Genomic DNA, 23,321 nt, shown 5'->3' on the forward strand with positions numbered 1-23,321 from the left:
CCAAGAGGAGCGTCATGTCCCCTGGACTTCACGCAACCCCATCGGATGGCGGACTGCTCAGCGCCGCCGAGGCGCGAACGCGGTTCCTTGAGGAGGCGGCCGCGATCGTCGGCGCCGACAACGTCGTGGGATCACACCAGGAGGGTGCCTATCGTGACCCCTACCCGCTCGTGCAGGGCCGCACGCCGTTCCCTGGCGTGATGCCGAAGACCACTGAGGAAGTCCGTGCGCTCGTGCGCCTCGCCAATAAGACCGGGGTACCGCTGTGGACAATCTCGCGTGGAAAGAACAACGGATACGGCGGGCCTGAAGCCCGGGATCCACACTCCGTCATCCTCGATTTGCACCGCATGGATCGCATCATCGAGGTCAATGACGAACTCGGTTACGCCGTCCTCGAGCCCGGCGTGACCTTCTTCGCACTCGCCGAATACATCCAGGAGAACAATCTCAAGGTTTGGCCCTCAGTCCCGTCGCTCGGATGGGGGTCTGTGGTGGGCAACACGCTTGACCGCGGATGGGGTTACACGCCCATGGGGGATCACTCCAATCAGCAGTGCGGAATGGAGGTCGTGCTGCCCGATGGCGACCTGGTGCGCACGGGAATGAGCGCCATCACAGACTCGCCGGCGGGCCCGATCTTCAAGGGCGGCTACGGACCTGGCCTTGATGGCCTCTTCTTCCAGTCCAACCTCGGCATCGTCACGCAGATGGGAATCTGGCTGCTCCCGCGTCCTGATGCGTTCTTCGCTGGAAGTGTCATCACCAACGACGAGAGCATGCTGCCGGTGCTGATCGACGTGCTAGCTGATCTGCGGCGCAAGGACATCCTGCAGAACAACCCTGTCGTCGGCAACCCGGTGCGTTCGGCTGCCAACGTCAGCCCGCGTGCGCGGTGGTTCGATGGGGAGGGCGTGTTGCCTCCCGAAGCGATCGAAGCCATCAAGAGCGACCTCGGCATCGGCGAGTGGAATGCCCGCTTTGGGCTCTACGGCGACCGCGAGATGATTTTGCGCCGCTTTGAGATCATCAAGGAGCGGTTCAGGGACCTGCCCGAGTTCACGGTCACGGGCGAGATGTTTGAGGGTGCCGACGGCACCGTGCCCAGTGATATCGCCGAGCAGCACCGCAATGTGCAGGCGGGGCATCCCGGGTATTACGGGCTGCAGTGCGTGAAGTTTCGAGGCGAGAACGGAGGGCACATCGGTTACGTGCCCATTATCCCCGCGACTGGTGCCGCGGTCGGAGAGTTCTATCAGGAGAGCAGGCGCATCATTGCCGAGCATGAACTCGACTTCTTCGCGGGCTTCCACGTGTACCCGCGCCACGTCGCCCACACTGTGATGATCATTTTCAACCAGGACTCAGAGGAAGACCGCCGCCGTTCCGACCTGGCGTTTCGTGAGCTTGCCGCTGTGGCAAAGCGTTACGGCTACTCGGAATATCGGGCGCACGTCGACTACATGGACCTGGTCGCCGAGCAGTATGACTTCAACGACCACGCCTTGCGGCGAACGCAGGAGCGGATCAAGGATGCGCTGGACCCCAACGGCATCCTCTCGCCGGGCAAGCAGGGTGTCTGGCCGGAGCGGTACCGCGCGTAGGCGCTCGATCTACACCCCTTGCGAAGCCTCTTCGCAGGGGGGAGCGCTTCGTGGCCTCTGTCCCCATTTCTCAGGACACAACGGGGGACTTTCCGCAGTGCGGAATCTAATTCCGCTGAATAGGTTTCGCGACTCCAAAATGATTCGATGTGGTCAATCCTCTCTGGATGGCACACAACAAGGAAGTTGGAGGGGGAGCTATGCGCTCTTCACGCAATCACACTCGTCGCAAGCTGATCACGCTTGTGTCGCTCACCGCAGTCGCCAGCCTCGCCCTGAGCGGCTGCACCGCCGCCGCTGACGGCAATGAGGCAGCGGACGGCCCCACGAAAATCTCAGTCGTCTTGGCATCGATCGCATTCGAGAACGCATACCAGGCGAAGGAGCAGGGCTTCTTCGAGGATGAGGGCCTCGACGTGACCCTGGTACCCGGCGGCGACCCGGCGGCGAACCTGGCCCAACTGGTCTCAGGTGAAGTCGACTTCGCCATGGTGGGCGGATCGACGGCAGTCACCGCCGTCACGAACGGTCTTCCGGTGAAGGTCGTGCTCAACAACGAGTCCATCGACCCCGAAGCGGGCACGTCGGGCCTCGTCTCGGCCCCCGGCAGCCCCATCACCTCGATGGAAGACATGAAGGGCAAGTCTGTTGCGGTACTTGGACTCGCGACGGGAGCGGAACTTCAGCTCTACGAAGCTGCCGAAGACGCCGGAGTCGCCTTCGACGCGATGCAGCTCGTGGTGACTCCGCTCCCCGGAATGCTCGAGGCTGTCGGCGCAGGCCACGTTGACACCGCGCTGATCTTCCCGCCCTTCTACGACATTGCGAAGGCACAGGGCTTCACGGTCATCGGGGAACCGACGCGTGAGTACGGTGGCGGCATGCCGAACACAGTGTGGGTGGCAACCGAGAACACGGTCGAGACCCGCTCCGACGTGGTGGACCGCTTCCGGAGCGCAATGAGCAAGGCTGCGGACTTCTACAACGAGAACTACGAAGACGCCCGTCGCATCACGGGAGAGCAGACCGAGATTCCCGCGGAGCTCCTCGAGAACCGCGTGTACGTCGAGCGCGACCCGGCCGTGTACGTCGAGCGGTACCAGTACCTGATCGACACGATGGTGCGCTTCGGCCAGGTGGAGAACTCGCTGAGCGTTGAAGACGTCCTCGCCGAGGGAACGCCGACCCGCTAGTCCGGCGCAGTCCCGAAGAAAGTAGAGCAGTAGTGAGCACCAGGCCACATGACGCGCCCCCGGGCGGCCGGAAGCACTCCGGCCGCCTGGCGGCTCGGCCATCCGCAATAGCCGTCGGAGTCAGGCGTGCGATCTTGGTCGCAATCCTTCTCGGCGCATGGCAGGTGGCGGTCGTCACGGGCGTAGCTCCGGGGCTGCTCCCAACCGTGGACAGCGTCGCTGTCGCCTTCTTTGGCATCTTCGCCCGCCCCGAGTTCTGGCAAGCACTCCTCCAGACGATCTCCGCCGCCCTCGCGGGCGTGGGGATCGCCAGCGCGGTCGGCGTGCCCGTAGGGCTCCTCCTCGGAAGCATCCCGGTCGCGGAGCGCGCTTCACGGTTGGTGCTCGACTTCGGTCGCTCATTCCCCGTCATCGCCCTGCTCCCGGTGCTCATCCTCGTCATGGGTGCGTCATGGCGCATGGAGGTGCTGGTCGTGTCGCTCGCCGCCGTGTGGCCCATCCTGGTGCAGTCGCTGTATGGGGCCCAGCAGATGACATCCGCCTCTCGCGAGATGATCCGGAGCTACAGGATCCCGCGGGCACTGGCATTCCAACGGGTGCTGCTCCCTGGAGCCCTCCCGATGATCTCCACAGGCCTCCGCATTGCGGTCGCGATCGCGCTTCTCGTCGCGGTCGCCGTCGAAGTACTCAGCCAGACACCGGGACTCGGACGGCTCATCACCCTGGCCCAGGGCGGAAACCGCTGGGACCTGGCGGTCGCCTACCTCGTGCTCATCGGACTCTTCGGTTGGGCCGTGACATCCGCTCTCGCGTGGGCCGAGAGCCGGCTCCTTCGCTGGAACAGGCGGGGCGAAGCATGACCCGGATAGCGCAGTGGAGTCACGGAAGGAGGGGCCTGTAATGACCATCGTGCTCCGAATAGCAGAGCGAATCTGGCTCCCAATCGTGCTGGTCGCGCTGTGGTGGGTGCTGTCGGCAAACAGCACCTCCATCTTCTTCCCGCCCCTCTCGAAGATCATGGAGGCGATGGTCACAGACCTCACCACCGGCACCCTGCTTCGAGACATCGGTGTCAGTCTCACCAACCTCTTTGCAGGGCTCGGAATCGCCATCGTGATCGGCGTCGTCGTCGGCGTCCTGCTCGGGGAGCTTCCGCGAGTTCGCGAGACCGTTGACCCCCTCATCCACTTCTTTCGCGCCGTGCCCCAGACGGCACTCGTGCCCCTCGTGATCGGCGCGATGGGAATTGGAGCCGCCCCCAAGATTGCGACCATCGCATTCGCGTGCGTGTGGCCAATCATCCTCAACTCGATCGACGGAGTCCGGAGTGTCGAGCCTGCCGTCCGCTCGCTGTCGCAGGCCTACCGGATCCCGCCGCTGCTGCACTTCGGCAAAGTGATCATCCCCTCCGCCCTGCCCCAGATCGTGGCGGGTGTGCGCGTCGCTCTCCCCATCGCCGTGGTCGTCATGGTCGTGAGTGAGCTCTTCGCGGCGGAGGAGGGCATCGGCTACTACATCCTCAGGTCATCCAGCGTCTTCCAGCTGCCCCAGACCTGGGCGGGAGCGATCCTCGTCGGAGTGCTGGGCTACGTGTTAAGCGAACTGTTCAACGTGCTGGAGAAGCGCCTGCTGCGCTGGCACTACCGTTCGATGAACCCGACCCAGACGAAGTCACTCTCGACGATGACGAAGTCGCTCACGACGGTGACGAAGTCACTCACGACTCAGAGAAAGAAGTAAGTGGACATGAGCGAAACTGCGACGGCGGCAGCGCGAAGCCTGCCCAGCCACCCTGACGGCCGCACCCTGAGCGTGAAGGGTCTTGGTAAGAGTTACGGCACCGGGGCGCAGGAGAACTGGATCATCAGGAATCTGGATCTCGAGGTGCCCCCGGGCGAGTTCGTGGCCATTGTTGGCCCATCCGGCGTCGGCAAGACGACGCTCCTTCGAAGCTTGAGCGGCCTGGTTCCGCCCACCGAGGGCGGCGTCTTCATCGACGGTGCGCCATTGGCCGAGCCGCACCCGGAGGTGGGCGTTGTATTTCAGGACTACAGCCGCTCGCTGCTGCCCTGGATGACGACCCTCGACAACGTCGCGTTTCCGCTCCAAGGAAAGGGAATGAAGAAGGCTGAGCGCCTCGCCATTGCCGAGAAGAACCTCGCAGCGGTGGGTCTGGCCGGAAGGGGTCACCTGTACGCGTGGGAAATGTCGGGCGGCATGCAGCAGCGAGTCGCGATCGCCCGCGCACTCGCCTACGACTCCAAGATCCTCCTCATGGATGAGCCCTTCGCTTCGGTCGATGCCCAGACGCGACTCGACCTCGAAGATCTCGTGGTGGACCTGCACGTGAACCTCGGCGTGACGATCATCCTGGTCACCCACGACATCGACGAAGCGCTGTATCTCGCCGACCGCGTGGTCGTGATTGCAGACAAGCCAGCCCACGTCGTCGATCAGATCGAGACGGGTTTTGGCAGCCATCGCGACCAGGTGGAGACGCGCGCTGACCCGCGCTTCGCAGAGGCTCGTGGCCGAATCCTCACGCGCCTGCGGGCGTGAGGATCGCCGGTGCCCTCATCCCTGCGGTGAGGTGATGAGGGCGCGGAGCCTGCTCTGCACTTCTGCAGCCACACCCCCCAAAGCATGTGCGAGAGGGATGGCGTCTTTCGCCGTGGTGAGACGGGACATCGGCACCGATACCGACAGTGCCGCCTTCGGCTGACCCGTCGAATCGGTGAGCACATGGCTCACGCTCGCGATGCCGACCTCCAATTCGCCGAACTCAACGGCCCAGCCGCGCTTGCGCGTGCGGTCGAGTTCGGCCGTGAAGGCCACCCAGTCGGAGATCGTGCGAGCCGTTCGCTTCTCGAGAGAGCGCGTCGGAAATCGGCGCGAAACATCCTCTGAGCTGAGGCGAGCCAGGATCGCGCGGCCCGCGCTGCACGCGTGGGCGGGCTGGACTTGGCCGAGAAGCGACGACACCCGGATGGCGCGGTTACCTTCGAAGGACTCGACGAAGCGGCACTGGCGTCCCTCGAGGATGGCGATCGACACGGTCTCGCCGAGGTCGCGCGCTGCCTGCTGCGCGAGTTCTCCGCTTGCCTCCCGGAGTCGTGGCGCGCCGCTGGCTGCCAGCGCCATCTCGTGGAGGGCAGGTCCGGCGAAATAGGCCCCGCCCACGGCCTCCTGCCGCACGAAGCCCAGTCGACGGCATGCAGCGAGAAGACGGTGGGCCGTCGAGTCCGCCACTGCGAGCTCGTTCGCCACCTCGCGCACCGTGAGCTGGCCGCGCTGACTCATGAGCTGGATGACGAGAAGTGCGTTCTCTGCCGAACTCACACTGGCCTCCTCTCTTTCGCAGGGGGCAGTCAGATCAAGGCCCTGAAGCCGGTTCCAGTCTACCGTTTCCGCAGAGTGGAATGATCTTCTGATTCTTAGGTGGCGGCCCCTCGGGCTGATTGAGTGTGCCTTATTCGGGCCAAAGCTGCCGCCGGATATCGGGGCGTGGCTGGTCTCGAGACTGCTCGGTTGTTTCAACCAAGGCAGTGAGATTGACGACTGACGGAGAACCTATGTCCCATCAAAACGACCCCTCGGAAGACGCCAGGGCGGAGCAGCTGGCCTGGGTACGAACAACGCCGAAGGCGCCTATCCCGACGCCGTCGCCTTACCCGATGATTCGCTTCGCTGAGCCCGCGCATCCCTTCGACAGGCCCGTTCGCGTCGAAGCTGACATCGACGGGCTCGAGTGCGTGCAGGGTGCCATCCCGGCGCATTTGGACGGCACGTACTACAAGGTCGTGAGCGACCGCCAGTTCCCGTCGTTCGTCGAGAACGACCTCGGCTACTTCAACGACGACGGCATGGCCCTGGCGTTTCGCTTCCACGACGGCAAGGTGACCTACAAGAGCCGATTCATTCGCACGCCTCGGTTCCAGGCCGAGCGCGCGGCCGGTCGCTCGCTGTTCGGCAAGTACCGCAATCAGTTCGACGACGACGCGATGGTCGAGGGGATGCTGCGCGGGAACGCCAACACCAACCTCTTCTTCCACGGTGGCAAGCTGTATGCGGCCAAAGAGGACTCGCCGCCCATCATCCTCGACCCTGACACGCTCGACACGCTCGGTGTGTACGACTTCGAGGGCTCGCTGACATCCAAGTCGTCGACGGCGCATCCGAAGGTCGATCCGCTCACCGGCGAGATGGTCTTCTTCGGCTACGCAGCAAAGGGTGACACGACGCGGGACATCGCCTACTACGAGGCCGACAGCACCGGCCAGATCATCCATGAAACCTGGTTCAAGGCTCCCTACTCAGCGATGGTGCACGACTTTGCCGTGACCCAGAACTACGTCATCTTTCCGATCATCCCCCTCCGGAGTGAGCGGGAATGGATCGAGGAAGGCAAGTCGGCCTTCCAATGGGATGCGAGCGAAGACGTCTACCTCGGTGTGATCCCGCGGAAGGGAGACGGCGCGGGCATCCGATGGTTCCGGGGCCGGTCACGCTTCTCGAGCCACATCCTCGGTGCCTTCGATGACGGACGCTACATCTACATCGACAGTCCCGTGTCAGAGAGCAAGTACTTCCCCTGGTTCCCCAATATGGACGGGTCGCCCCACGACCCTGTCAAGGGGCAAACCACCCTCACGAGATGGACGATCGACCTCCACGACGGCGCGGACGGGTTCACTGAGTCGCAGATCTCGAAGCTTGGCGTCGAGTTCCCCCGCATGGATGACCGCTTCGAGACCATGAAGCACACCTGGGGAGCCATGGCGGTGAGCGCGGTGCCCGGCATTGAGGTGCAGGGGCATGGCTTCCGCTGGATCTCAACCATCGACTATGCGACTGGTGAGCAGAAGCTCTACTACCCGGGGGACGGCTCGACCGTCGGCGAGCCGGTGTTCGTGCCGGGCAGCGCGAATGCGCCGGAGGGACACGGCTACGTGTTTGTGCTGGTGTCGCGTCGCGATGCCATGCACAGCGACCTCGTGGTGCTCGACGCGCAGAACATCGACAAGGAGCCCGTCTGCACCCTCCGCATGCCGCTTCGGGTTCCGAAGGGACTTCACGGCAACTGGGTTTCGGCTGAAGAGCTCGCCCAGCGAACCGACTGAGTCACCTGCGCCCAACGACGGGCACCTGCGGAACACCTCTCAACCACTACGACCTCACGGAGAAGAACACATGGCACTACTGGACTCCAGCATTTGGGACGGAAAGCTCTTTGTCGGCGAATGGATCGACTCAGACGCCAGCATTGATGTAGTCGAGCCGGCCACGGGACGGGTCCTTGGCCGCGTCGGGAAGGCGACCCCCGACGACGTGCTCGCCGCAGCACGGCGCGCAGCGGCCGCCCAGCGCGAGTGGGCGGCGAAGCGTCCCGAAGAGCGCGCGGCGGTCCTGCGTCGCGCGGGAGCGCTCTGGGAGGAGCACGCCTCAGAGATCGAGCAGTGGATCATCCGTGAGTCCGGTGCCATCCTGCCGAAGGCGCAGCTCGAGACCCACATCGCCGCTGCTGAGTGCTTTGACGCGGCGGCACTACCGAATCATCCGCGCGGTGAGGTGCTCTCTACCAACGAAGACCGCTGGAGCGTTTCGCGCCGCGTGCCTGCCGGTGTCGTCAGTGTCATCGCACCGTTCAACTTTCCCCTCATCCTGTCGATTCGCTCGGTCGCTCCCGCGCTCGCCCTTGGCAACGCGGTGCTGCTCAAGCCGGACCCCCGCACGAATGTCTCCGGTGGCATCGCCCTGGCACGGATCTTCGAAGAAGCCGGGTTGCCTGCTGGCCTGCTGCAGGTGCTCACGGGAGGGGTCGACGTGGGTGAAGCGGTCGTCGCCGCGCCCGAGGTGCGGATCATCTCCTTTACGGGTTCCACCCCGGCAGGACGCAAGGTCGGTGAGGCGGCGGCGCGTCACCTCAAGCGGGCGCACCTTGAGTTGGGCGGAAACAATGCCCTCATCGTCCTGCCGGGCGCTGACCTTGCGAAGGCAGCGTCAGCGGGCGCCTTCGGTTCGTTCATGCACCAGGGTCAGATCTGCATGACCTCAGGTCGTCACCTCGTGCACGAGAGCCTGCACGATGAGTACGTGGCGGCCCTCAAGGAAAAGGCGGAGCATCTGCCGGTTGGTGATCCTGCCAGCGGCCAGGTGGCGCTGGGCCCGATCATTGACAGCGGCCAGGTTGAACGCATCCACGCGATCGTGACGGACTCGGTCGAGGCGGGGGCTCGTCTCGAGGCGGGTGGCACCCACGACGGTCTCTTCTACAAGCCCACCGTGCTGTCGAACGTTACCCGCGATCACCGGGCATGGTCCGAGGAGATCTTCGGCCCGGTCGCCCCCGTCATGTCGTTCTCGACCATCGAGGAGGCGATCGAGATCGCTCGCGACACCGAGTTCGGACTGTCGCTGGGCATCCTGGGCGACGTCGGCATGGCGATGCAGGTGGCCGACGCCATCCCGAGCGGAATCGTTCACATTAATGAGCAGACCGTCTCAGATGAATCGACCGCCCCCTTTGGCGGTATCGGTGCGTCAGGCACGGGCTCACGCTTCGGTGGGGCGCAGGCCAACATCGAGGCGTTTACCGAGACGCAGTGGCTGACCCTGCGCTCAGACATCGCACCCTACCCGTTCTGACGGGTGCTGCGAGGCTTGCAGGAGACGCCATGACGAACACTGTTGAAGAGACGACACCGGGACTGGCCGCTGCCATCGCACGGTTCACCGAGGCGCTCGGCGAGGAGGCAGTGCTTCTCGACTCGGCCAGGGTTGACGAATTCCGCGACCCCTTCGAAGGGCCAGGGGCTACCGAGCACCAGCCGTCCTTCGTCGTGCAGCCCGGATCGGTCGAGGAGGTTCAGGATGTCGTTCGAATCGCGCGTGAGTGCGGCGTACAGCTGTGGACGTCATCGATGGGCCGCAACTTCGGATACGGCGGGTCTGCGCCCATCGTTGGAGGCTCGGTCGTCGTAAGCCTGCGCCGGCTCAATCGCATCCTCGAGATCAACGAGGAGGTCGGCTATGTGTTGCTTGAACCCGGGGTGACCTTCTTCGAGCTCTACGAGGAACTCCAGCGACGAGACGTGGCCCTAGCAATGTCTGTGCCCGATCTCGGCTGGGGCAGCGTAGTGGGAAACGCCCTCCAGCACGGGTTCGGCTATCACGAGCATGGGATCCATGCGGATGCTGTCTGCGGCATGGAGGTCGTGCTCGCGAACGGCGAGGTCCTGCGCACCGGGCAGGGCGCGAATTCGCGCAGCACACTGTGGCAGGCGCACAAGCGTGCATTTGGTCCATCGCTCGACAGTCTCTTCATGCAGTCAAACTTCGGCATCGTCACGAAGATGGGGCTGTGGCTGACGCCTCGCCCCGAGGTGATCGTGACCGGAAGCATTGTGTGCGAGGGGGAAGATGACATCCTCCCGCTGATCGACCTGCTTCGCCCCCTCGTGCGCGACAAGACCGTGCAGGGACTGCCGCTGTTGTCGGCGACCCGCATGGTCGATGACTCGGCAGAGGGTGAAGCTGCGGACCGGGCTCGCAAGCTCAGGTCGATCATGCGACCGGGACGGTGGAACGCGCGAGTGTCCATGTACGGTCGCGCGGCGGTCGTCGCAGCCCAGCGTGCTGTCATCGAGGAGCAGGTTGCGAAGGTCCCGGGCGCTCGACTCGAGCTCCGCACGTATGCGGGCGATGCCAGCGTTGACGACGTCCACCCTCGCGACCGAGTCCCTGCCGGCATCCCGACGATGGTCTTGCTCGACCTCATCAAGGAGGCTTTCTACGGCGATGACACCGGTCACATCGACTTCGCGCCAGTGATCCCGTTCGAGGGCGCAGCAGCCGCGCGTCACGAGCAGATGGTGACGCGCGTGCTCGAGGAATTCGGGCTCGCGGGGATGTTCGCGTGGATCGTGAATCCGCGCAGCATGGTCGGCGCATGCATGGTGCTGTTCGACAAGACCTCGGCGGAGCAGGTCGCTCGCGCGCACGCCGCAGTTCGCAAGATGTGTGACCTGGCCGCGGAGTGGGGCTGGACCGAGTACCGCGCGCATATCTCCCTTGCGGACGACGTGGCGCAGAACTTCGATTTTGGAGACCACGCGCTCTCCCGCACCTACTCGAGCATCAAGAACGCACTCGACCCCGATGGCATCCTCTCCCCGGGGAGTCACGGAATCTGGCCCGCCGCCACCTAGGAAGCATCGAGCGTGGCCCGGGTCGCGGCGAGGTGAGTCTTCGCCAGCTGCAGGGCCATGTGAGTCGTCAAGGGGCGCCCCAGCGGGTCCCGCCCCATCGCGGCGGCCATCTTCTCGAGCCGATACGCGACCGTGTTGCGGTGCACGTAGAGTTCTTCCGCCGCGCGGCGAATGTTGCCCAGGTTTCGCAGCAGCACCTCGAGCGTGTGCCGCAACTCCTCGCTCATTGAGTCGTCGCCAAGGAGTCCATCCAGTTCGTCTTCGACGAGCAGGTGTGCCAGCTCGGCTCGGGCCGACAGCAGCGCGAGATGCCCTTCATCGGCGAACGTGGAGACTGGGGCTGCCACGTTCGAGGAGCGCCTCGCCATGTGAAGCGCCTGCGCCGAGGTGTGGGCTGCTCGTATTCCCGCCAGGTCGCGGCGCGCAACGCCGATACTCATGATGAGCCAAGGGGTGTGCTCCGCAACTGGCGTGAGCGTGCTCACGACGGCGTGGACCGACAGGGTAGGGGCGCTCACCAGAATCCACGCCGACGTGCCCTCCTGAGGGACGAATGCGGCCTGGTACCCGCCGAGCGCCTTCTCGCAAGCCCGGCGAAACGTGGAGAAGTCGCTGGGTGACACCGCACCCTCATGTGAGGCCCGAGCCGAGAGCACCACGCAGAGATGTGTTTGCGACAGATCCAAGTCGAGAACCTGGCCCGCTTCAGCGGGAGAGGTGACGTCTCCGGAGATGATGCGGTCGAGCATCCGGCGTTGGTCCATCATCCGCATCTCGAGCATGCGGGAGGAGGACTCGTGATAGCGGCGAGTGTTCTCATCGATCACGGTCGCAAAGGCGGCGGAGATCCGGTCGCTCATTGCGCTGAGCAGCGAGATACCGACACCGTCCTGAAAGTTCGGGATGACCAGTTCGATGGCCGCGCGCCGCCAGGCGGTCTCGAGATGCCGAAGCCCACGCGTCACTGGCTCGATCGACACGCCGTCTCGTGCCGCAGCCAGGACCACCTCGCGCTGCCCATCTGACATACGGATGCTCGCTGGGTTCGGGATGGCCCCGCTCAGCACTCCAAGGATGTCGAGGGATATGGATTCGATCGCCGCGGAGGTGGGTGCGCCGAACACGTCGAAGCGCGAGGGAGACATCTCCTTCTGCACCACCTCGCGTGCGGCCTCCCCAACTGCGAGTGCCCAATTCACGAGGCGCTCGCCGTGAGCGGCGCGCGCTGTGTCGACTTCTTCGATCTGGAAGACCCGCACAGGGGCCCCGGGGTCGGCGACGAGATCCAGGGCATCCGTGAAGTCGTCAGGCATGCCCCAATTATGCATTATGCCCAATGGGGCGGCGCGAGTCTGTCTAGCGTTCATCATGACTCCGGGCCCAGCCATTCCTAGGCTTGGAAGGCACCTCGCGATGGCGCACGGTGTGAATTCGAGCAGAGAGACTCCCGCATGACTGCGACTATGACTGCCCAACCTCCCCGCTTGGACGCTGCATTTGATACGCGCGCGTTCAGGGATGCCTGCGGGCGTTTTCCCACCGGTGTCACCGTGATTTCGACGCCCGCTGTGGATGGCCGGCCAGCGGGAATGACCGCGAACGGCTTCATGTCGGTCTCGCTCGATCCAGCCTTGGTCTTGGTGTCGATCGGCCACAACGCCCGCACGTACGAGCGTCTGATGGCGAACGACATGTACGCCGTAAGCGTGCTGCGACACGACCAGAAGGATATCGCCTCGCACTTCGCGAGCCGCGAGAAGAACACTGACCCTCCGTTCGATATGCACAACGGCCACGCGTTCGTGCCCGGTGCCATCGCTCGGATCGGGTGCCGAATCGTCGACCGCGTTCCCGCGGGCGACCACACCTTGTTCCTGGGCGAGGTCGAGACCTTCGACCAGACGCCTGAAGTGCTTCCCCTGGTCTTTGCCTCGGGGCGGTTGTTCTCACCCATTCACGACGAGGAGTTTGCACGATGACCACGATCGATCAGTCCGCGCCCGCCCAAGCGGTGCCTGAGGGCACAGGCCGCCTCCTTCCGCAGACCGGCGACGAGTACCTCGAGAGCCTCCGCGACGGGCGCGAGGTATGGATCTACGGGGAGCGTGTCGACGACGTCACCACACATCCCGCGTTCCGCAACGGTGCGCGGTCGATGGCGCGACTGTACGATGCTTTCCACAAGCCCGAGACGGCGGGCTCCATGCTCCGCCCCACCGACACGGGCAGCGGAGGGCAGACGCATCCGTTCTTCAAGGTTGCGCGCAGCAAGCAGGACCTTCGGGACTGCGTTGAGGCCATCCAGACCTGGCAGGACATCGGCTTCGGTTGGATCGGGCGTTCTCCCGATTACAAGGCCGCCATGCTCACCTCGCTCGGCGCGATCCCCGAGTGGTACGGCGAATACGAGCCGAATGCCCGCTTCTGGTACAAGGAAGCGCAGGAGAAGGTGCTGCACATGGCCCACGCCATTGCGAACCCGCCGGTCGACAGGGGCCTCCCGGTAGAGGACACCCGCGACGTGTTTGTGCACGTGGAGCGTGAGACTGACGCTGGGCTGATCGTCAGCGGGGCGAAGGTGGTCGCCACCGGGTCGCCGCTCACCCAGAACATCTTCGTGAGCCACTTCATGGCTCCCGTGCAGGACAAGGCCTTCGCCCTGACCTTCATCGCGCCGTCTGCTGGCAAGGGCATCAAGTACCTCGCCCGTGCGTCCTACGAGCAGGCGGCCGCAACGGCTTCGAGCCCGTTCGACTACCCGCTTTCGAGCCGTCTCGACGAGAACGACGCGATCCTGATCTTCGACAACGCCCTGATCCCCTGGGAGAACGTGCTGGTCTACGGTGTCGACAAGGTGCAGGAGTTCGGTGCGGCGACGCGATGGACAGCGCGGGCAATTCTGCAGTCATCGGTGCGCTTCACGACGAAGCTCGAGTTCGTCATCGGCGCGATTCAGAAGGCGGTGCATGTCACGGGCATGCGGGACCCGAAGGCCGTCCAGGCCCAGATCGGTGAGCTGATTGCGGCGCGCAACATGCTCGTGGGTCTGCGCGACGGCATGATCGAGGGTGCCGAGCCCGGCCCAGGCGGGGCGATTGAACCGAACCAGAAGTACACGCGGGCCTACGCCGCCCATGCCCCCGGCATCTACCGGCGGATGCGTGAAGTCGCCCAGACGGTGGTCTCTTCCGGTCTCATCTACCTGAACTCCCACGCGACTGACTTCTCGACGCCCGAGATCAGACCGCTGATCGACCGCTTCATGCGCGGGTCCAACGGAACGACCGCGATGGACCGTTCGCGGATCATGAAGACGCTCTGGGATGCTGTCGGCAGCGAGTTCGGTGGTCGACACGACCTCTACGAGCTCAACTACTTCGGCCAGCCGCAAGCGCACCACCTTGCCAGTTTCGGTGGCGCGATGACCGACGGGACGATGGCCAGGATGGAAGGTCTCGTGGATCGCTTCCACGAGGACTACGACATCGACGGATGGACGGCGCCCGACTTGATCGCCCCCGACGACGTTCGCACCATTCAGAACTGACCCGAAGACTGGTCATCCGGCCAATAAGAAAGGTGGGCCCCTGCTGATGCAGGGGCCCACCTCGTTGTCTTCGTATGAGGCCTACGGGCGCGCGATCACCGGCATGGTCAGCTCGCCGACCTCGGGGATCGTCAGCACGACGGTGTCGCCGGGGACGATCTGACCAACGCCCTCAGGGGTGCCGGTGGCGATGATGTCGCCGGGCTGCAGCGTCATGACCTCGGAGTAGACCTCGATCAGCTTGGCGATGCCATAGATGAGGTACGAGGTGTTGGAGCGCTGGCGCTCCTCGCCGTTGACCGTGAGCCAGAAGTCGAGCGCCTCGGGGTTCGCAACCTCGTCGGCCGTCACGATGTACGGGCCGATCGGCGTGAACGTGTCGAAGGACTTGCGGTAGGAGCGGTCCTCCTCGCCGCGCAGCGTGATGTCGAGCAGCGGCGTGTAGCCGAAGACATAGTCGAGGGCGTCCTCGGCGGAGACGCGGCTCGCGGTCTTGCCGATGATGACACCGATCTCGGCCTCGTGGTCGAAGCGGCGGTCCTCCCAGGGCAGCTCGATGGATGCGTCGGGGCCGACGATCGAGGTGACCGCCTTGAGGAAGCCCTTGCGCACCTCGGCGGTGAGGATCTGGCGGTCCTTGTAGACGCCGCCCTCGCCACCCATCTCCTGCTGGTGCTTGTGGTAGTTCACCGGCGCCGCGAAGAGGTTGACGGGGCGGGGCTGCGGGGCGCGCAGCGTGGCATCCGCTTCTGCAATGCCGCCGCCGGCCGCAGCGCGCTCCGCGACGGTGCTGCGCACGTCATCCCACTTCGAGATGAGCGCGTTCATGCGGTCGTGCGTGGGTACGTGCTCCGAGACGAGGTCGCTCAGGTCGACGATCGTCTTGTCCTCAGCGAGGACCCCAAGCTGGTTGTCGTTGAAAATGCAGATGCGCATCAGGCGTCTCCTCGTTCGCGCCAGAGGCCCAGGGCGGTGATCGCCGGGCGGTCGGTGTAGGAGAACAGGATGGCGTCCTCCGACGTGTTGTTGTGGTGTGAGTGCTCGTACCAGAGCGGGATGGCCAGGGTGTCGCCCTTGGTCCATTCGATCTTCTGGCCGTCGACGATCGAGTAGCCGCTGCCGCTGACCACGTGGTAGACGGTGCTGTGCGTGTGGCGGTGCGACTTGGTGTCGACGCCGGGGCGCACGAGCTGCAGGTAGGCCGAGATCGTCGTCATGACGGGGCCGCCGGTCGTGGGGTTCTTGTACTCGACGATGATGTCGTCGTAGGGGTCACCCTCGCCGTCGCGCAGGTACTCGAGTGCCTCGAGGGCGTCGGCGAGCTTGTAGACGAGCGGCTGCGTGAGCGCGTGGGGCTCCCCGTAGGTCTTGCCGAGCATCCCCTGCAGGTATGCCGCAGGCATGGCCTTGTCGGGCTCGGTGGGGTCGCCGGCCTCGTCGATGATGTACTGGTTGAGGCGGCTGATGAGCGGCGAGTCGAGGCCGTCGAGCCAGATCATGGGGCCGTCACCCTCGTGGCCGTGCTCGTGCCAGTGCAGCGACGGGGTGAGGAGGAAGTCGCCGACCTCCATGGGCACCCGCTGGCCGTTGACGGTCGTGTAGGCGCCGTCGCCCTCGACAATGAAGCGGAGGGCCGAGGGGGTGTGGCGGTGGGGCGGTGCGACCTCGCCGGGGAGCACGAGCTGCAGCGCGGCCCAGAGCGAGTCGGTCGCGCCGGTGCGCTGGCTGGGCAGGCTGCCGGGGTTGCGGAAGCCGAGCACGCGACGAAGGGCGTGCTCAAGCGGCACGACGTCGCCAGCTTTCATCATGAGGGCGCGGGCCTGCTCGTAGCGCCAGATGTGCGGCACGAGGTTGGTCTTCGCCTCCGAGCCGATGCCTCCCATGAGCTGCCACAGGGGCGAGTAGTGGTTCTCGGCGAGTTCGGCGTAGAAGGCCTCATCCGCAGTTGTGTCGGCCATATCCGCTCCATTCTGTAATGCAGACTTGTATTCCTTCTTCTAGAATACCTTGACTGGGCTGCCAATCGTCAAGGGGCCAGTGATCGGCTAGCATTTCGGTTGCCTGTCCCTACAAATCAGGGGCATCGGCAGGAGGTTCCATGTCCGACAGCGACGCCCGCGATGACCCCAGGCGCAGCGTCGTGGGCCGAGCCCTCGAGATCCTCGACTGCTTCGCTGGTGGCACCGAGATGAGTGTGGCCGGCATCTGCGAGCGCACGGGACTCCCGCCCGCGACGGTGCACCGGATGCTCGCTGCCCTCGTCGAATGGGAGGGTGTCGAACGCGTCGGGCGCGGCCGCTATCGGCTGGGTACTCGCATCTGGCGCCTCGGGGTGGGAGCACCTCAGGTGCGCCGCCTGCGCGAGCTCGCCCAGCCCTACCTTGTCGACCTGCATGTTGTGACCCGCGGCACCGTCTACTTGGGGGTGCGCGACGGCGGCGATGCCGTGTTCGCCGACCGCATCACCCGCGTGAAGCCGACGGCGAAGTCCGTGCGGGCCACGAGGCGGATGCCGCTCCACGGCACCGGCTGCGGCCGCGTGCTGCTGGCCTACAGCGATGATGCTTGGAGCCTGCTGCAGGAAGACGCCGAGCACTCCGAGGCGGTTGCCGAGATCATGCCGGCGCTCCGTCGGGAAGTCGCCGAGATCCGCCTCGCGGGACACGGCATCACGCAGAACGACGGCCTGCCCGGGCGCACGACGGTCGCGGCACCCGTGTTCTGGGAAGGCGGCGCAATCGTCGCGAGTGTTGCCGTCTCATTCCCGCAGACTCGCATCCCCGACCCGCGGTCGATCGTGCCGAGGGTGCTGACGACCGCGCGGGCCATCAGCACCGACCTTTCGCGACGTTCCGGGGTCGGGCTCACCTGAGGTGCTAGTGCCGGTCGAGGTCCTGCAGCGTGTCGATGATTGTTGCACGCAACCAGGCGCCCGCCGCAGAGCGCACTGAGCGCCGCAGCATGTAGAGCGACACCTCGGCGAGGGCGGTCTCGAAGGGGAGGGTGAATGCCCTCGCGGTGCCGGTGGCTTCCAGGCGCTCCGCCGTCAGCTTGGGGGCGAAGCCGAGATACTCCGTCTCGGCGATGATGCCGGGCAAGGCCATGAAGTTGGGCACGGCGATCGCGACATCCAGTTCCCGCCCGAGGGTCGAGAGGTGATCGGGCACGACCGTATGGCCGGCCTCGCGGCTGATGGAGACGTGTCGCTCGGCGAGGTACTCCTCGAGGGTTGGATTGTCGCCGATGCGCGGATGTGACGGAGCGCGCACCCCGGCATAGCGCTGCATGAAGAGGATGTCGCGGGTCAGGTCTTTCGACGGGATCTGCGGCGTGCAGATCACGGCATCGATTCTGCCGGCGATGAGGTCGTCAGCGGCGCTAGAGAGGTGCAACGGCTCCACGTGCAGCGACACTCGAGGTGCCTCGGCGGCGATCGCCTGGATAAGCCGAGGCACGAGGCCGATCAGGCCGATGTCGGTCGTGACGAGCGTGAAGGTGCGGGTGGATGTCGCGGGGTCGAACTCGAGCGGCTGCGCGAGCACCGAGTCGAGCCGGCCGAGCGCGTCGACGAGTTCGGGGTAGAGCGACTCGGCGAGTGTCGTGGGCTCCATGCGGCCGTTGCGCTTGTGGAAGAGCGGGTCGTCGAAGAGGCGGCGCAGCTTTCCCAGGTTGTAGCTGATGGCAGGTTGCGAGACGTGCAGTTGCTCGGCTGCGATGCCGACGCTCATGGTCTCGAAGACGGTGACGAAGGACCGCACCATCGCGATGTCGTAGCTGCTCATCCCGCAAGCATAAACAGTTTTGAATCTCTAAGTGAAGACTGTTTATTGGATTTATTTTCTCTCGCCTGCTTGTCTGGTGGAAGCCCGCTTGGAGCGCTGCGAGAGCGCAGCGGGCCCCTCGAAAGCAACGGAGCAAAATGAGAATCGACTTCACCGGAAAGATCGTCGTCGTCACGGGAGGGGCCGGCGGCTTCGGCTCCGCAACCGCCCGCACGTTCGCTGGAGCAGGCGCCCGCGTCGTCGTCTCGGACATCAACCTCGAGAAGGCGCAGGCCGTCGCATCCGAGCTCGAAGGTGCCATCGCAGTGCGCACCGACGTCACGTCGCCCGAGTCCATCACGGAACTCTTCGAAACCGTGCGCACCGAGTTCGGCGGCCTCGACATCCTCGTCAACAATGCGGGCGCCCCGACCCCCAAGCGCGACCTCGTCGACACCTCGCTCGACGACATCAACTGGCTCATCAACATCAACTACCGCAGCACCGTGCTCGCCTCGCAGGCCGCGCTGCCCCTCATGAAGGGCCGCGAGGGCGCCAACATCGTCAACGTCGCCTCCATCTCGGCACGTCGCCCGCGGCCGGGCGGCACCGTCTACAACTCGACCAAGGCGGGCGTCGAGTCGTTCACGCTCGCACTCGCGGCCGAGGTTGCCCCCGAGGTGCGCGTCAACAGCGTCAGCCCCGTCATCTCTGAGACCGGCTTCATCACCAGCATCTACGGTCACAACGACCTGAGCGACGCCGACCGCCAGCGCCTCGTCACGGGCATCCCGCTCGGCCGCACCGCGGACACGCAGGATGTCGCCAACACGATCGCCTTCCTCGCATCCGATCTCGCCAGCTTCCACACGGGCGTCAACCTGCAGGTCGACGGCGGCCGGAGCATCAACTGATGAAGACCGCAGAGCTCCTCGGCGAGTACGGCCATTGGATCGACGGATGCGCCGTGCCCGGCGGCGACGAGCGCCTTGAGTCGACGAGTCCCGTCACGGGCGAGCCCGTCGCATCCATCGCCCTCGGTGGCAGGGACGAGGTGGATGCCGCGGTGCAGGCCGCGCATCGCGCCGGTCCCACCTGGGCCGCGCTCAAGCCCATCGAGCGAGGGCGACTCATGCTCGCCCTGGCCGCGAGGATCGTCGAGGAGCGTGAGCGCCTCGCGGAACTCGAGGCAGGCGAGACGGGACACCCAGCACACCGGGTGCCAAACGAGATCGCCAACTCGGCCGCGTACTTCGAGTTCTACGGCGGGCTCGTGAACTCGGTGCAGGGCGAGACGATCGACCTCGGCCCGAGCTACCACTCCTTCACACGGCGGGAGCCCTTCGGCGTGATCGGCGTCATCACCCCGTGGAACGTGCCGCTCGGCCAGGCCGCCCGCGCCGCCGCCCCCGCGCTCGCAGTCGGCAACACGGTCGTGATCAAGCCCTCCGAATACACCTCGGCCACGACGGTCGAGCTTGCCCGCCTCGCGACCGAGGTCGGCATCCCCGACGGCGTCATCAACGTCGTCACGGGACTCGGCGACTCGGTCGGCGCCGCGCTCGTCGAGCACCCGCTCGTGCGCAAGGTCTCGTTCACCGGCTCGCTTCGCGCTGGACGCATCGTGGGCCGCGCGGCCGCGGAGCGCATCCTGCCCCTCACGCTCGAACTGGGCGGCAAGTCGGCCAACGTCGTCTTCGCGGATGCGAACCGCGAGTCCGCCGTCAAGGGTGCCGTCACGGCGTTCACCGCCAACGCGGGGCAAGCCTGCACGGCCGGCACCCGCCTGCTCGTGCAGCGCGAGATCCACGACGAGTTCGTCGCAGACCTCGCCGAGGCGGTGAAGGCGCTCAACGAGAGTGGCACGCTCGGACCCATGACCACGGCGGAGCAGTTCGCCAAGGTGCACGAGTACTTCGAGATCGCGAAGCAGGATGGGGCGGAAGCCGTCGTCGGCGGCGCCCCCACGAGTGCGGGCGGTTCCGATGGCTTCTTCGTGCCCGCGACCGTCTTCTGCGGCGTCGACAACACGATGCGCATCGCGCGCGAAGAGGTGTTCGGGCCCGTGCTGAGCGTCATCCCCTTCGACACGGAGGAAGAGGCGATCGCGATCGCGAACGACTCCGACTATGGCCTCGCGGCCGCCGTGTGGACGGCTGACATCTCGCGCGCCTTCCGCGTCTCCGCCGCGCTTGAGGCGGGGCAGGTCTACGTCAACACCTGGATGGGCTCGATCGTTGAAACCCCGTTCGGTGGTTACAAGATGAGCGGCTACGGCAAGGAGAAGGGCGTCGAAGCCCTTCAGCACTACACGCAGGTGAAGAGCATCACGTTCGGTCTCTGACCGATGCAACAATCGCTCGATGGTGAGGGAGAGAAATGACCATGACTGACCCGGCGATGGCCGCGACGCCTCGGGCGGCGAATGATTCGCTGCCCGAGCGTCTGCCCATCAACGCGGTGCCCGTGCGGCACTGGAAGCAGTGGATCGCCGCCGCGATCCTGATCGTGCTGCTTGCGGCGACGCTCTTGAGTCTCGCGACGAATGACAACATCCACTACCCGACGATCGGCGAGTACCTCTTCAACCCGTCGATCCTGAAGGGCCTGGGGGTCACCTTCCAGCTGGCGATCATCGCCATGCTGGCGGGCATCGTGATCGGCATCCTGGTGGCGGTGGCACGCATGTCGACCAACCGCGTGCTCAATGCGGTTGCCGAAGGGTACATCTGGTTGTTCCGAGGAGTGCCGCTGCTGGTGCAGCTGCTGCTCTTCGGCAACTTCGCCCTGCTCGCACCGGAACTCGGCATCGCGATTCCCTTCACCGACACCGTGCTGCTCGGCATGGACACCAACAAGATCATCACACCCTTCGTGGCGGCGATCCTGGCGCTCTCCCTCCATGAGGGTGCCTACATGGCGGAGGTCGTGCGCGGCGGGATCCTCGCGGTCGACAAGGGGCAGAGCGAGGCGGCCACGGCCGTCGGCATGACCCGCGGCCTGGCCATGCGCCGCATCGTGCTGCCGCAGGCGCTGCGGGTCATCATCCCGCCGACCGGCAACCAGTTCATCACGCTGCTCAAGGCGACCGCGCTCGTTGCGGTAATCGCGGGCCACGACCTCATGAGCACCGCGCAGAACATCTCGGCACAGAACTACCGCACGATCGAACTGCTGCTGGTCGCATCCGTCTGGTACCTGGCGATCGTCTCCATCCTGAGCTTCCTCCAGCGGATGCTCGAGCGTCGCCTTTCTCGAGGAGTTGAACGATGACCACGACCACCCCCACCGGGTCGATCCTGTCGGTCGACCAGAACCCCGACGCGATGGTGTCGATCCGGCGCGTGCACAAGTCCTTCGGCGACAACGAGGTGCTCCGCGGAATCGACCTCGACGTGCGGCAGGGCGAGGTGCTCTGCCTGCTCGGCCCGTCGGGTTCCGGTAAGTCCACGCTCCTGCGGTGCATCAACACGCTCGAGACGATTGACGAGGGACGCATCTGGGTCGACGGTGACCTCATCGGCTACCGCGAGCGCGCCGGTCGACTGCGTGCGCTCAACGCCAAGGAGATGGCGGCACAGCGGCGCCACATCGGCATGGTGTTCCAGCGTTTCAACCTCTTCGCGAACTTGACGGCGGTTGAGAACGTCATGGAGGCGCCCGTACACGTCGCAGGTCGCAAGCGTGCGCAGGCCCGTGCGAAGGCCCTCGAGCTGCTTGACCGCGTGGGGCTCTCGAGCCACGCGAACCACTACCCGGCGCAGTTGTCGGGTGGCCAGCAGCAGCGCGTGGCGATCGCGCGTGCGCTCGCGATGGAACCGCGCCTCATGCTCTTCGACGAGCCCACCTCGGCGCTCGACCCTGAGCTGGTGGGTGAGGTGCTCGAGGTCATGCGCGGCCTCGCCGAGTCGGGCATGACGATGATCGTCGTGACCCACGAGATCGCCTTCGCGCGTGACGTGGGCGACTCCCTCGTCTTCATGGCCGACGGCCGTGTCGTCGAGACGGGGCATCCGCGCGAGGTCATCGACAACCCCAAGACCGACCGGATGCGCCAGTTCCTGGCGGTGCGCAACGCCGTTTAGCGCGGTCGCCGGGCGCGCAGTGCCATCCTCAGGTGTGAGGGGCGTCCGGTGCCCCGCCGAAGCGTTGTGCGACTTTGGTGGCAATGAGCACGCTTGAGCGCGCACACAGCAACCAAAGTCGCACAACGCCACGCGGATGCTACGTGAGGCGCTGCAGCGCGCCGTAGCGCTCCCAGTCGCCCGGGTCGTGGGCGACCCAGAGCTCGGCGCCGCCCGCTTCGAGGCCGCGCAGCATCCGGAGCGATTCGACCGCGAGGGCCGGGTCGTCGTCGGTCGAGGCCGGCACGAGCCTATCGACGCCCTCGCGCAGGTGTGCGGCATCCGCCGTCAGCACGACCGTGCGGGTGGGCAGCGTGACCTGCAGGCTCAGGTGCCCCGGAGTGTGCCCGGGGGTGTGCAGCACGATGATGCTGCCGTCGCCGAGCAGGTCGTGCCGGGGGGTGTCGACCGTGGTCCAGTCGTAGCCGAGCGCGGGCTCGAGCTGCTCATGCCACTTGATGTACGGCGCTCCCGCTGGGGACGGCGTGCGCGCCCAGTCGAGCTCGCCCGGGCCGACGTAGAGGCGGGCGTGCGAAAAGCGGTGTAGGTCGCCCGCGTGGTCGGAGTGGCAGTGCGAGAGCACGACGTGCGCGATGTCGCCGCACGAGTATCCGAGCGCGGCCAGTTGGCGGTCGATGCGCTTGTCGGCCGTGAACCCGGATGCGAGGTGCATGCGTCCGGCGAAGTAGCCGTCTGGGTCGTCATAGGCGCGCGGCGACAGTCCGGTATCGAAGAGCACGAGCCCGTCGCGGTGCTCGATGAGGAACGCCGGAAAGGGGATGCTGCAGACGCCAGTTGCGCCGACGACCTGCTCTGCGGCGTCGACGGTGAGACGGCCGGAGTCGAGGGCGGTCAGCGAGAGTGCGGTCGAGTCGGCGTTCATGC

Annotated in this window: 21 protein-coding genes; 15 read left to right on the forward strand and 6 right to left on the reverse strand. The window is 65.6% G+C overall.

Annotated features, from left to right (window positions below):
* The first annotated feature begins 14 nt into the window (after window positions 1-14).
* From ACIQK7_RS06110 to ACIQK7_RS06130, 5 genes are all read left to right on the forward strand, one after another.
* The gene (locus ACIQK7_RS06110; RefSeq protein ID WP_403022256.1) at window positions 15-1,604 is read left to right on the forward strand and encodes an FAD-binding oxidoreductase; all 1,590 of its coding nucleotides are present in this window, start codon (window positions 15-17) and stop codon (window positions 1,602-1,604) included.
* 200 nt (window positions 1,605-1,804) lie between these two features.
* Window positions 1,805-2,797 (forward strand): ABC transporter substrate-binding protein, encoded by a 993-nt coding sequence (locus tag ACIQK7_RS06115; RefSeq protein WP_403022258.1) that lies wholly within the window; start codon window positions 1,805-1,807, stop codon window positions 2,795-2,797.
* Window positions 2,798-2,931: 134 nt separating this feature from the next.
* Window positions 2,932-3,657, forward strand: a complete 726-nt coding sequence (locus tag ACIQK7_RS06120) for an ABC transporter permease (RefSeq protein WP_403022259.1) — start codon at window positions 2,932-2,934, stop codon at window positions 3,655-3,657.
* A gap of 40 nt (window positions 3,658-3,697) precedes the next feature.
* Window positions 3,698-4,537: an ABC transporter permease gene (locus tag ACIQK7_RS06125; RefSeq protein ID WP_403022260.1), complete on the forward strand. Its 840-nt coding sequence runs from the start codon at window positions 3,698-3,700 to the stop codon at window positions 4,535-4,537.
* Between the two features lie 6 nt (window positions 4,538-4,543).
* Window positions 4,544-5,356 carry an ABC transporter ATP-binding protein gene (locus ACIQK7_RS06130; protein WP_403022262.1) on the forward strand — a complete coding sequence of 271 codons (813 nt, stop codon included), beginning with the start codon at window positions 4,544-4,546 and terminating at the stop codon, window positions 5,354-5,356.
* 15 nt (window positions 5,357-5,371) lie between these two features.
* Here the strand turns inward: ACIQK7_RS06130 and ACIQK7_RS06135 are convergent, their stop codons facing one another.
* On the reverse strand, window positions 5,372-6,136 hold the full coding sequence (locus ACIQK7_RS06135) for an IclR family transcriptional regulator (RefSeq protein ID WP_403022264.1): 765 nt from the start codon (window positions 6,134-6,136) through the stop codon (window positions 5,372-5,374).
* A gap of 335 nt (window positions 6,137-6,471) precedes the next feature.
* Here ACIQK7_RS06135 and ACIQK7_RS06140 point away from each other — a divergent pair, with 335 nt between their 5' ends.
* The 3 genes from ACIQK7_RS06140 (at window position 6,472) to ACIQK7_RS06150 (ending at window position 11,004) form a co-directional block, all read left to right on the forward strand.
* The gene (locus tag ACIQK7_RS06140) at window positions 6,472-7,917 is read left to right on the forward strand and encodes a carotenoid oxygenase family protein (protein WP_403022266.1); all 1,446 of its coding nucleotides are present in this window, start codon (window positions 6,472-6,474) and stop codon (window positions 7,915-7,917) included.
* Window positions 7,918-7,987: 70 nt separating this feature from the next.
* On the forward strand, window positions 7,988-9,442 hold the full coding sequence (locus ACIQK7_RS06145; RefSeq protein ID WP_403022268.1) for a benzaldehyde dehydrogenase: 1,455 nt from the start codon (window positions 7,988-7,990) through the stop codon (window positions 9,440-9,442).
* 29 nt (window positions 9,443-9,471) lie between these two features.
* Complete coding sequence (locus ACIQK7_RS06150) at window positions 9,472-11,004, forward strand: FAD-binding oxidoreductase (RefSeq protein WP_403022270.1); 1,533 nt, start codon at window positions 9,472-9,474, stop codon at window positions 11,002-11,004.
* Here the strand turns inward: ACIQK7_RS06150 and ACIQK7_RS06155 are convergent.
* Complete coding sequence (locus ACIQK7_RS06155) at window positions 11,001-12,317, reverse strand: PucR family transcriptional regulator (RefSeq protein ID WP_403022272.1); 1,317 nt, start codon at window positions 12,315-12,317, stop codon at window positions 11,001-11,003. The genes ACIQK7_RS06150 and ACIQK7_RS06155 overlap by 4 nt on opposite strands.
* A 171-nt stretch (window positions 12,318-12,488) precedes the next feature.
* On the opposite strand from ACIQK7_RS06155, the gene ACIQK7_RS06160 reads away from it, so the two are divergent.
* Window positions 12,489-12,983, forward strand: a complete 495-nt coding sequence (locus tag ACIQK7_RS06160) for a flavin reductase family protein (protein WP_403022274.1) — start codon at window positions 12,489-12,491, stop codon at window positions 12,981-12,983.
* Window positions 12,980-14,551, forward strand: coding sequence for a 4-hydroxyphenylacetate 3-hydroxylase family protein (locus ACIQK7_RS06165; protein ID WP_403022276.1), 1,572 nt, complete (start codon window positions 12,980-12,982; stop codon window positions 14,549-14,551). Before ACIQK7_RS06160 ends, ACIQK7_RS06165 begins: the two co-directional genes overlap by 4 nt.
* Before the next feature lie 81 nt (window positions 14,552-14,632).
* Here ACIQK7_RS06165 and ACIQK7_RS06170 read toward each other — a convergent pair whose 3' ends face one another.
* Window positions 14,633-15,487, reverse strand: coding sequence for a fumarylacetoacetate hydrolase family protein (locus ACIQK7_RS06170; RefSeq protein ID WP_403022278.1), 855 nt, complete (start codon window positions 15,485-15,487; stop codon window positions 14,633-14,635).
* On the reverse strand, window positions 15,487-16,509 hold the full coding sequence (locus tag ACIQK7_RS06175) for a cupin domain-containing protein (RefSeq protein WP_403022280.1): 1,023 nt from the start codon (window positions 16,507-16,509) through the stop codon (window positions 15,487-15,489). Before ACIQK7_RS06175 ends, ACIQK7_RS06170 begins: the two co-directional genes overlap by 1 nt.
* A 140-nt stretch (window positions 16,510-16,649) precedes the next feature.
* On the opposite strand from ACIQK7_RS06175, the gene ACIQK7_RS06180 reads away from it, so the two are divergent.
* A complete protein-coding gene (locus ACIQK7_RS06180) occupies window positions 16,650-17,423 on the forward strand; it encodes an IclR family transcriptional regulator (protein ID WP_403022281.1) in 774 nt (257 codons plus the stop codon).
* Between the two features lie 4 nt (window positions 17,424-17,427).
* Here ACIQK7_RS06180 and ACIQK7_RS06185 read toward each other — a convergent pair whose 3' ends face one another.
* Window positions 17,428-18,333 carry a LysR family transcriptional regulator gene (locus tag ACIQK7_RS06185; RefSeq protein ID WP_403022283.1) on the reverse strand — a complete coding sequence of 302 codons (906 nt, stop codon included), beginning with the start codon at window positions 18,331-18,333 and terminating at the stop codon, window positions 17,428-17,430.
* Between the two features lie 137 nt (window positions 18,334-18,470).
* Between ACIQK7_RS06185 and ACIQK7_RS06190 the strand changes: the two genes are divergently transcribed.
* The 4 genes from ACIQK7_RS06190 to ACIQK7_RS06205 are packed head-to-tail and all read left to right on the forward strand — an operon-like array spanning window position 18,471 to window position 22,397.
* Complete coding sequence (locus ACIQK7_RS06190; RefSeq protein ID WP_403022284.1) at window positions 18,471-19,226, forward strand: SDR family NAD(P)-dependent oxidoreductase; 756 nt, start codon at window positions 18,471-18,473, stop codon at window positions 19,224-19,226.
* Window positions 19,226-20,656 carry an aldehyde dehydrogenase family protein gene (locus ACIQK7_RS06195; protein ID WP_403022286.1) on the forward strand — a complete coding sequence of 477 codons (1,431 nt, stop codon included), beginning with the start codon at window positions 19,226-19,228 and terminating at the stop codon, window positions 20,654-20,656. The genes ACIQK7_RS06190 and ACIQK7_RS06195 overlap by 1 nt, the downstream gene beginning before the upstream one ends.
* Before the next feature lie 35 nt (window positions 20,657-20,691).
* Window positions 20,692-21,585 (forward strand): amino acid ABC transporter permease, encoded by an 894-nt coding sequence (locus tag ACIQK7_RS06200; protein WP_403022288.1) that lies wholly within the window; start codon window positions 20,692-20,694, stop codon window positions 21,583-21,585.
* Window positions 21,582-22,397, forward strand: coding sequence for an amino acid ABC transporter ATP-binding protein (locus tag ACIQK7_RS06205; protein WP_403022290.1), 816 nt, complete (start codon window positions 21,582-21,584; stop codon window positions 22,395-22,397). Before ACIQK7_RS06200 ends, ACIQK7_RS06205 begins: the two co-directional genes overlap by 4 nt.
* A gap of 139 nt (window positions 22,398-22,536) precedes the next feature.
* On the opposite strand, the gene ACIQK7_RS06210 is transcribed toward ACIQK7_RS06205, so the two are convergent.
* Complete coding sequence (locus ACIQK7_RS06210; RefSeq protein ID WP_403022292.1) at window positions 22,537-23,319, reverse strand: N-acyl homoserine lactonase family protein; 783 nt, start codon at window positions 23,317-23,319, stop codon at window positions 22,537-22,539.
* Window positions 23,320-23,321 lie beyond the last annotated feature (2 nt).

Source organism: Salinibacterium sp. GXW1014, from assembly GCF_044769865.1.
In the GTDB taxonomy this organism is placed as follows: Bacteria; Actinomycetota; Actinomycetes; order Actinomycetales; family Microbacteriaceae; genus Homoserinimonas.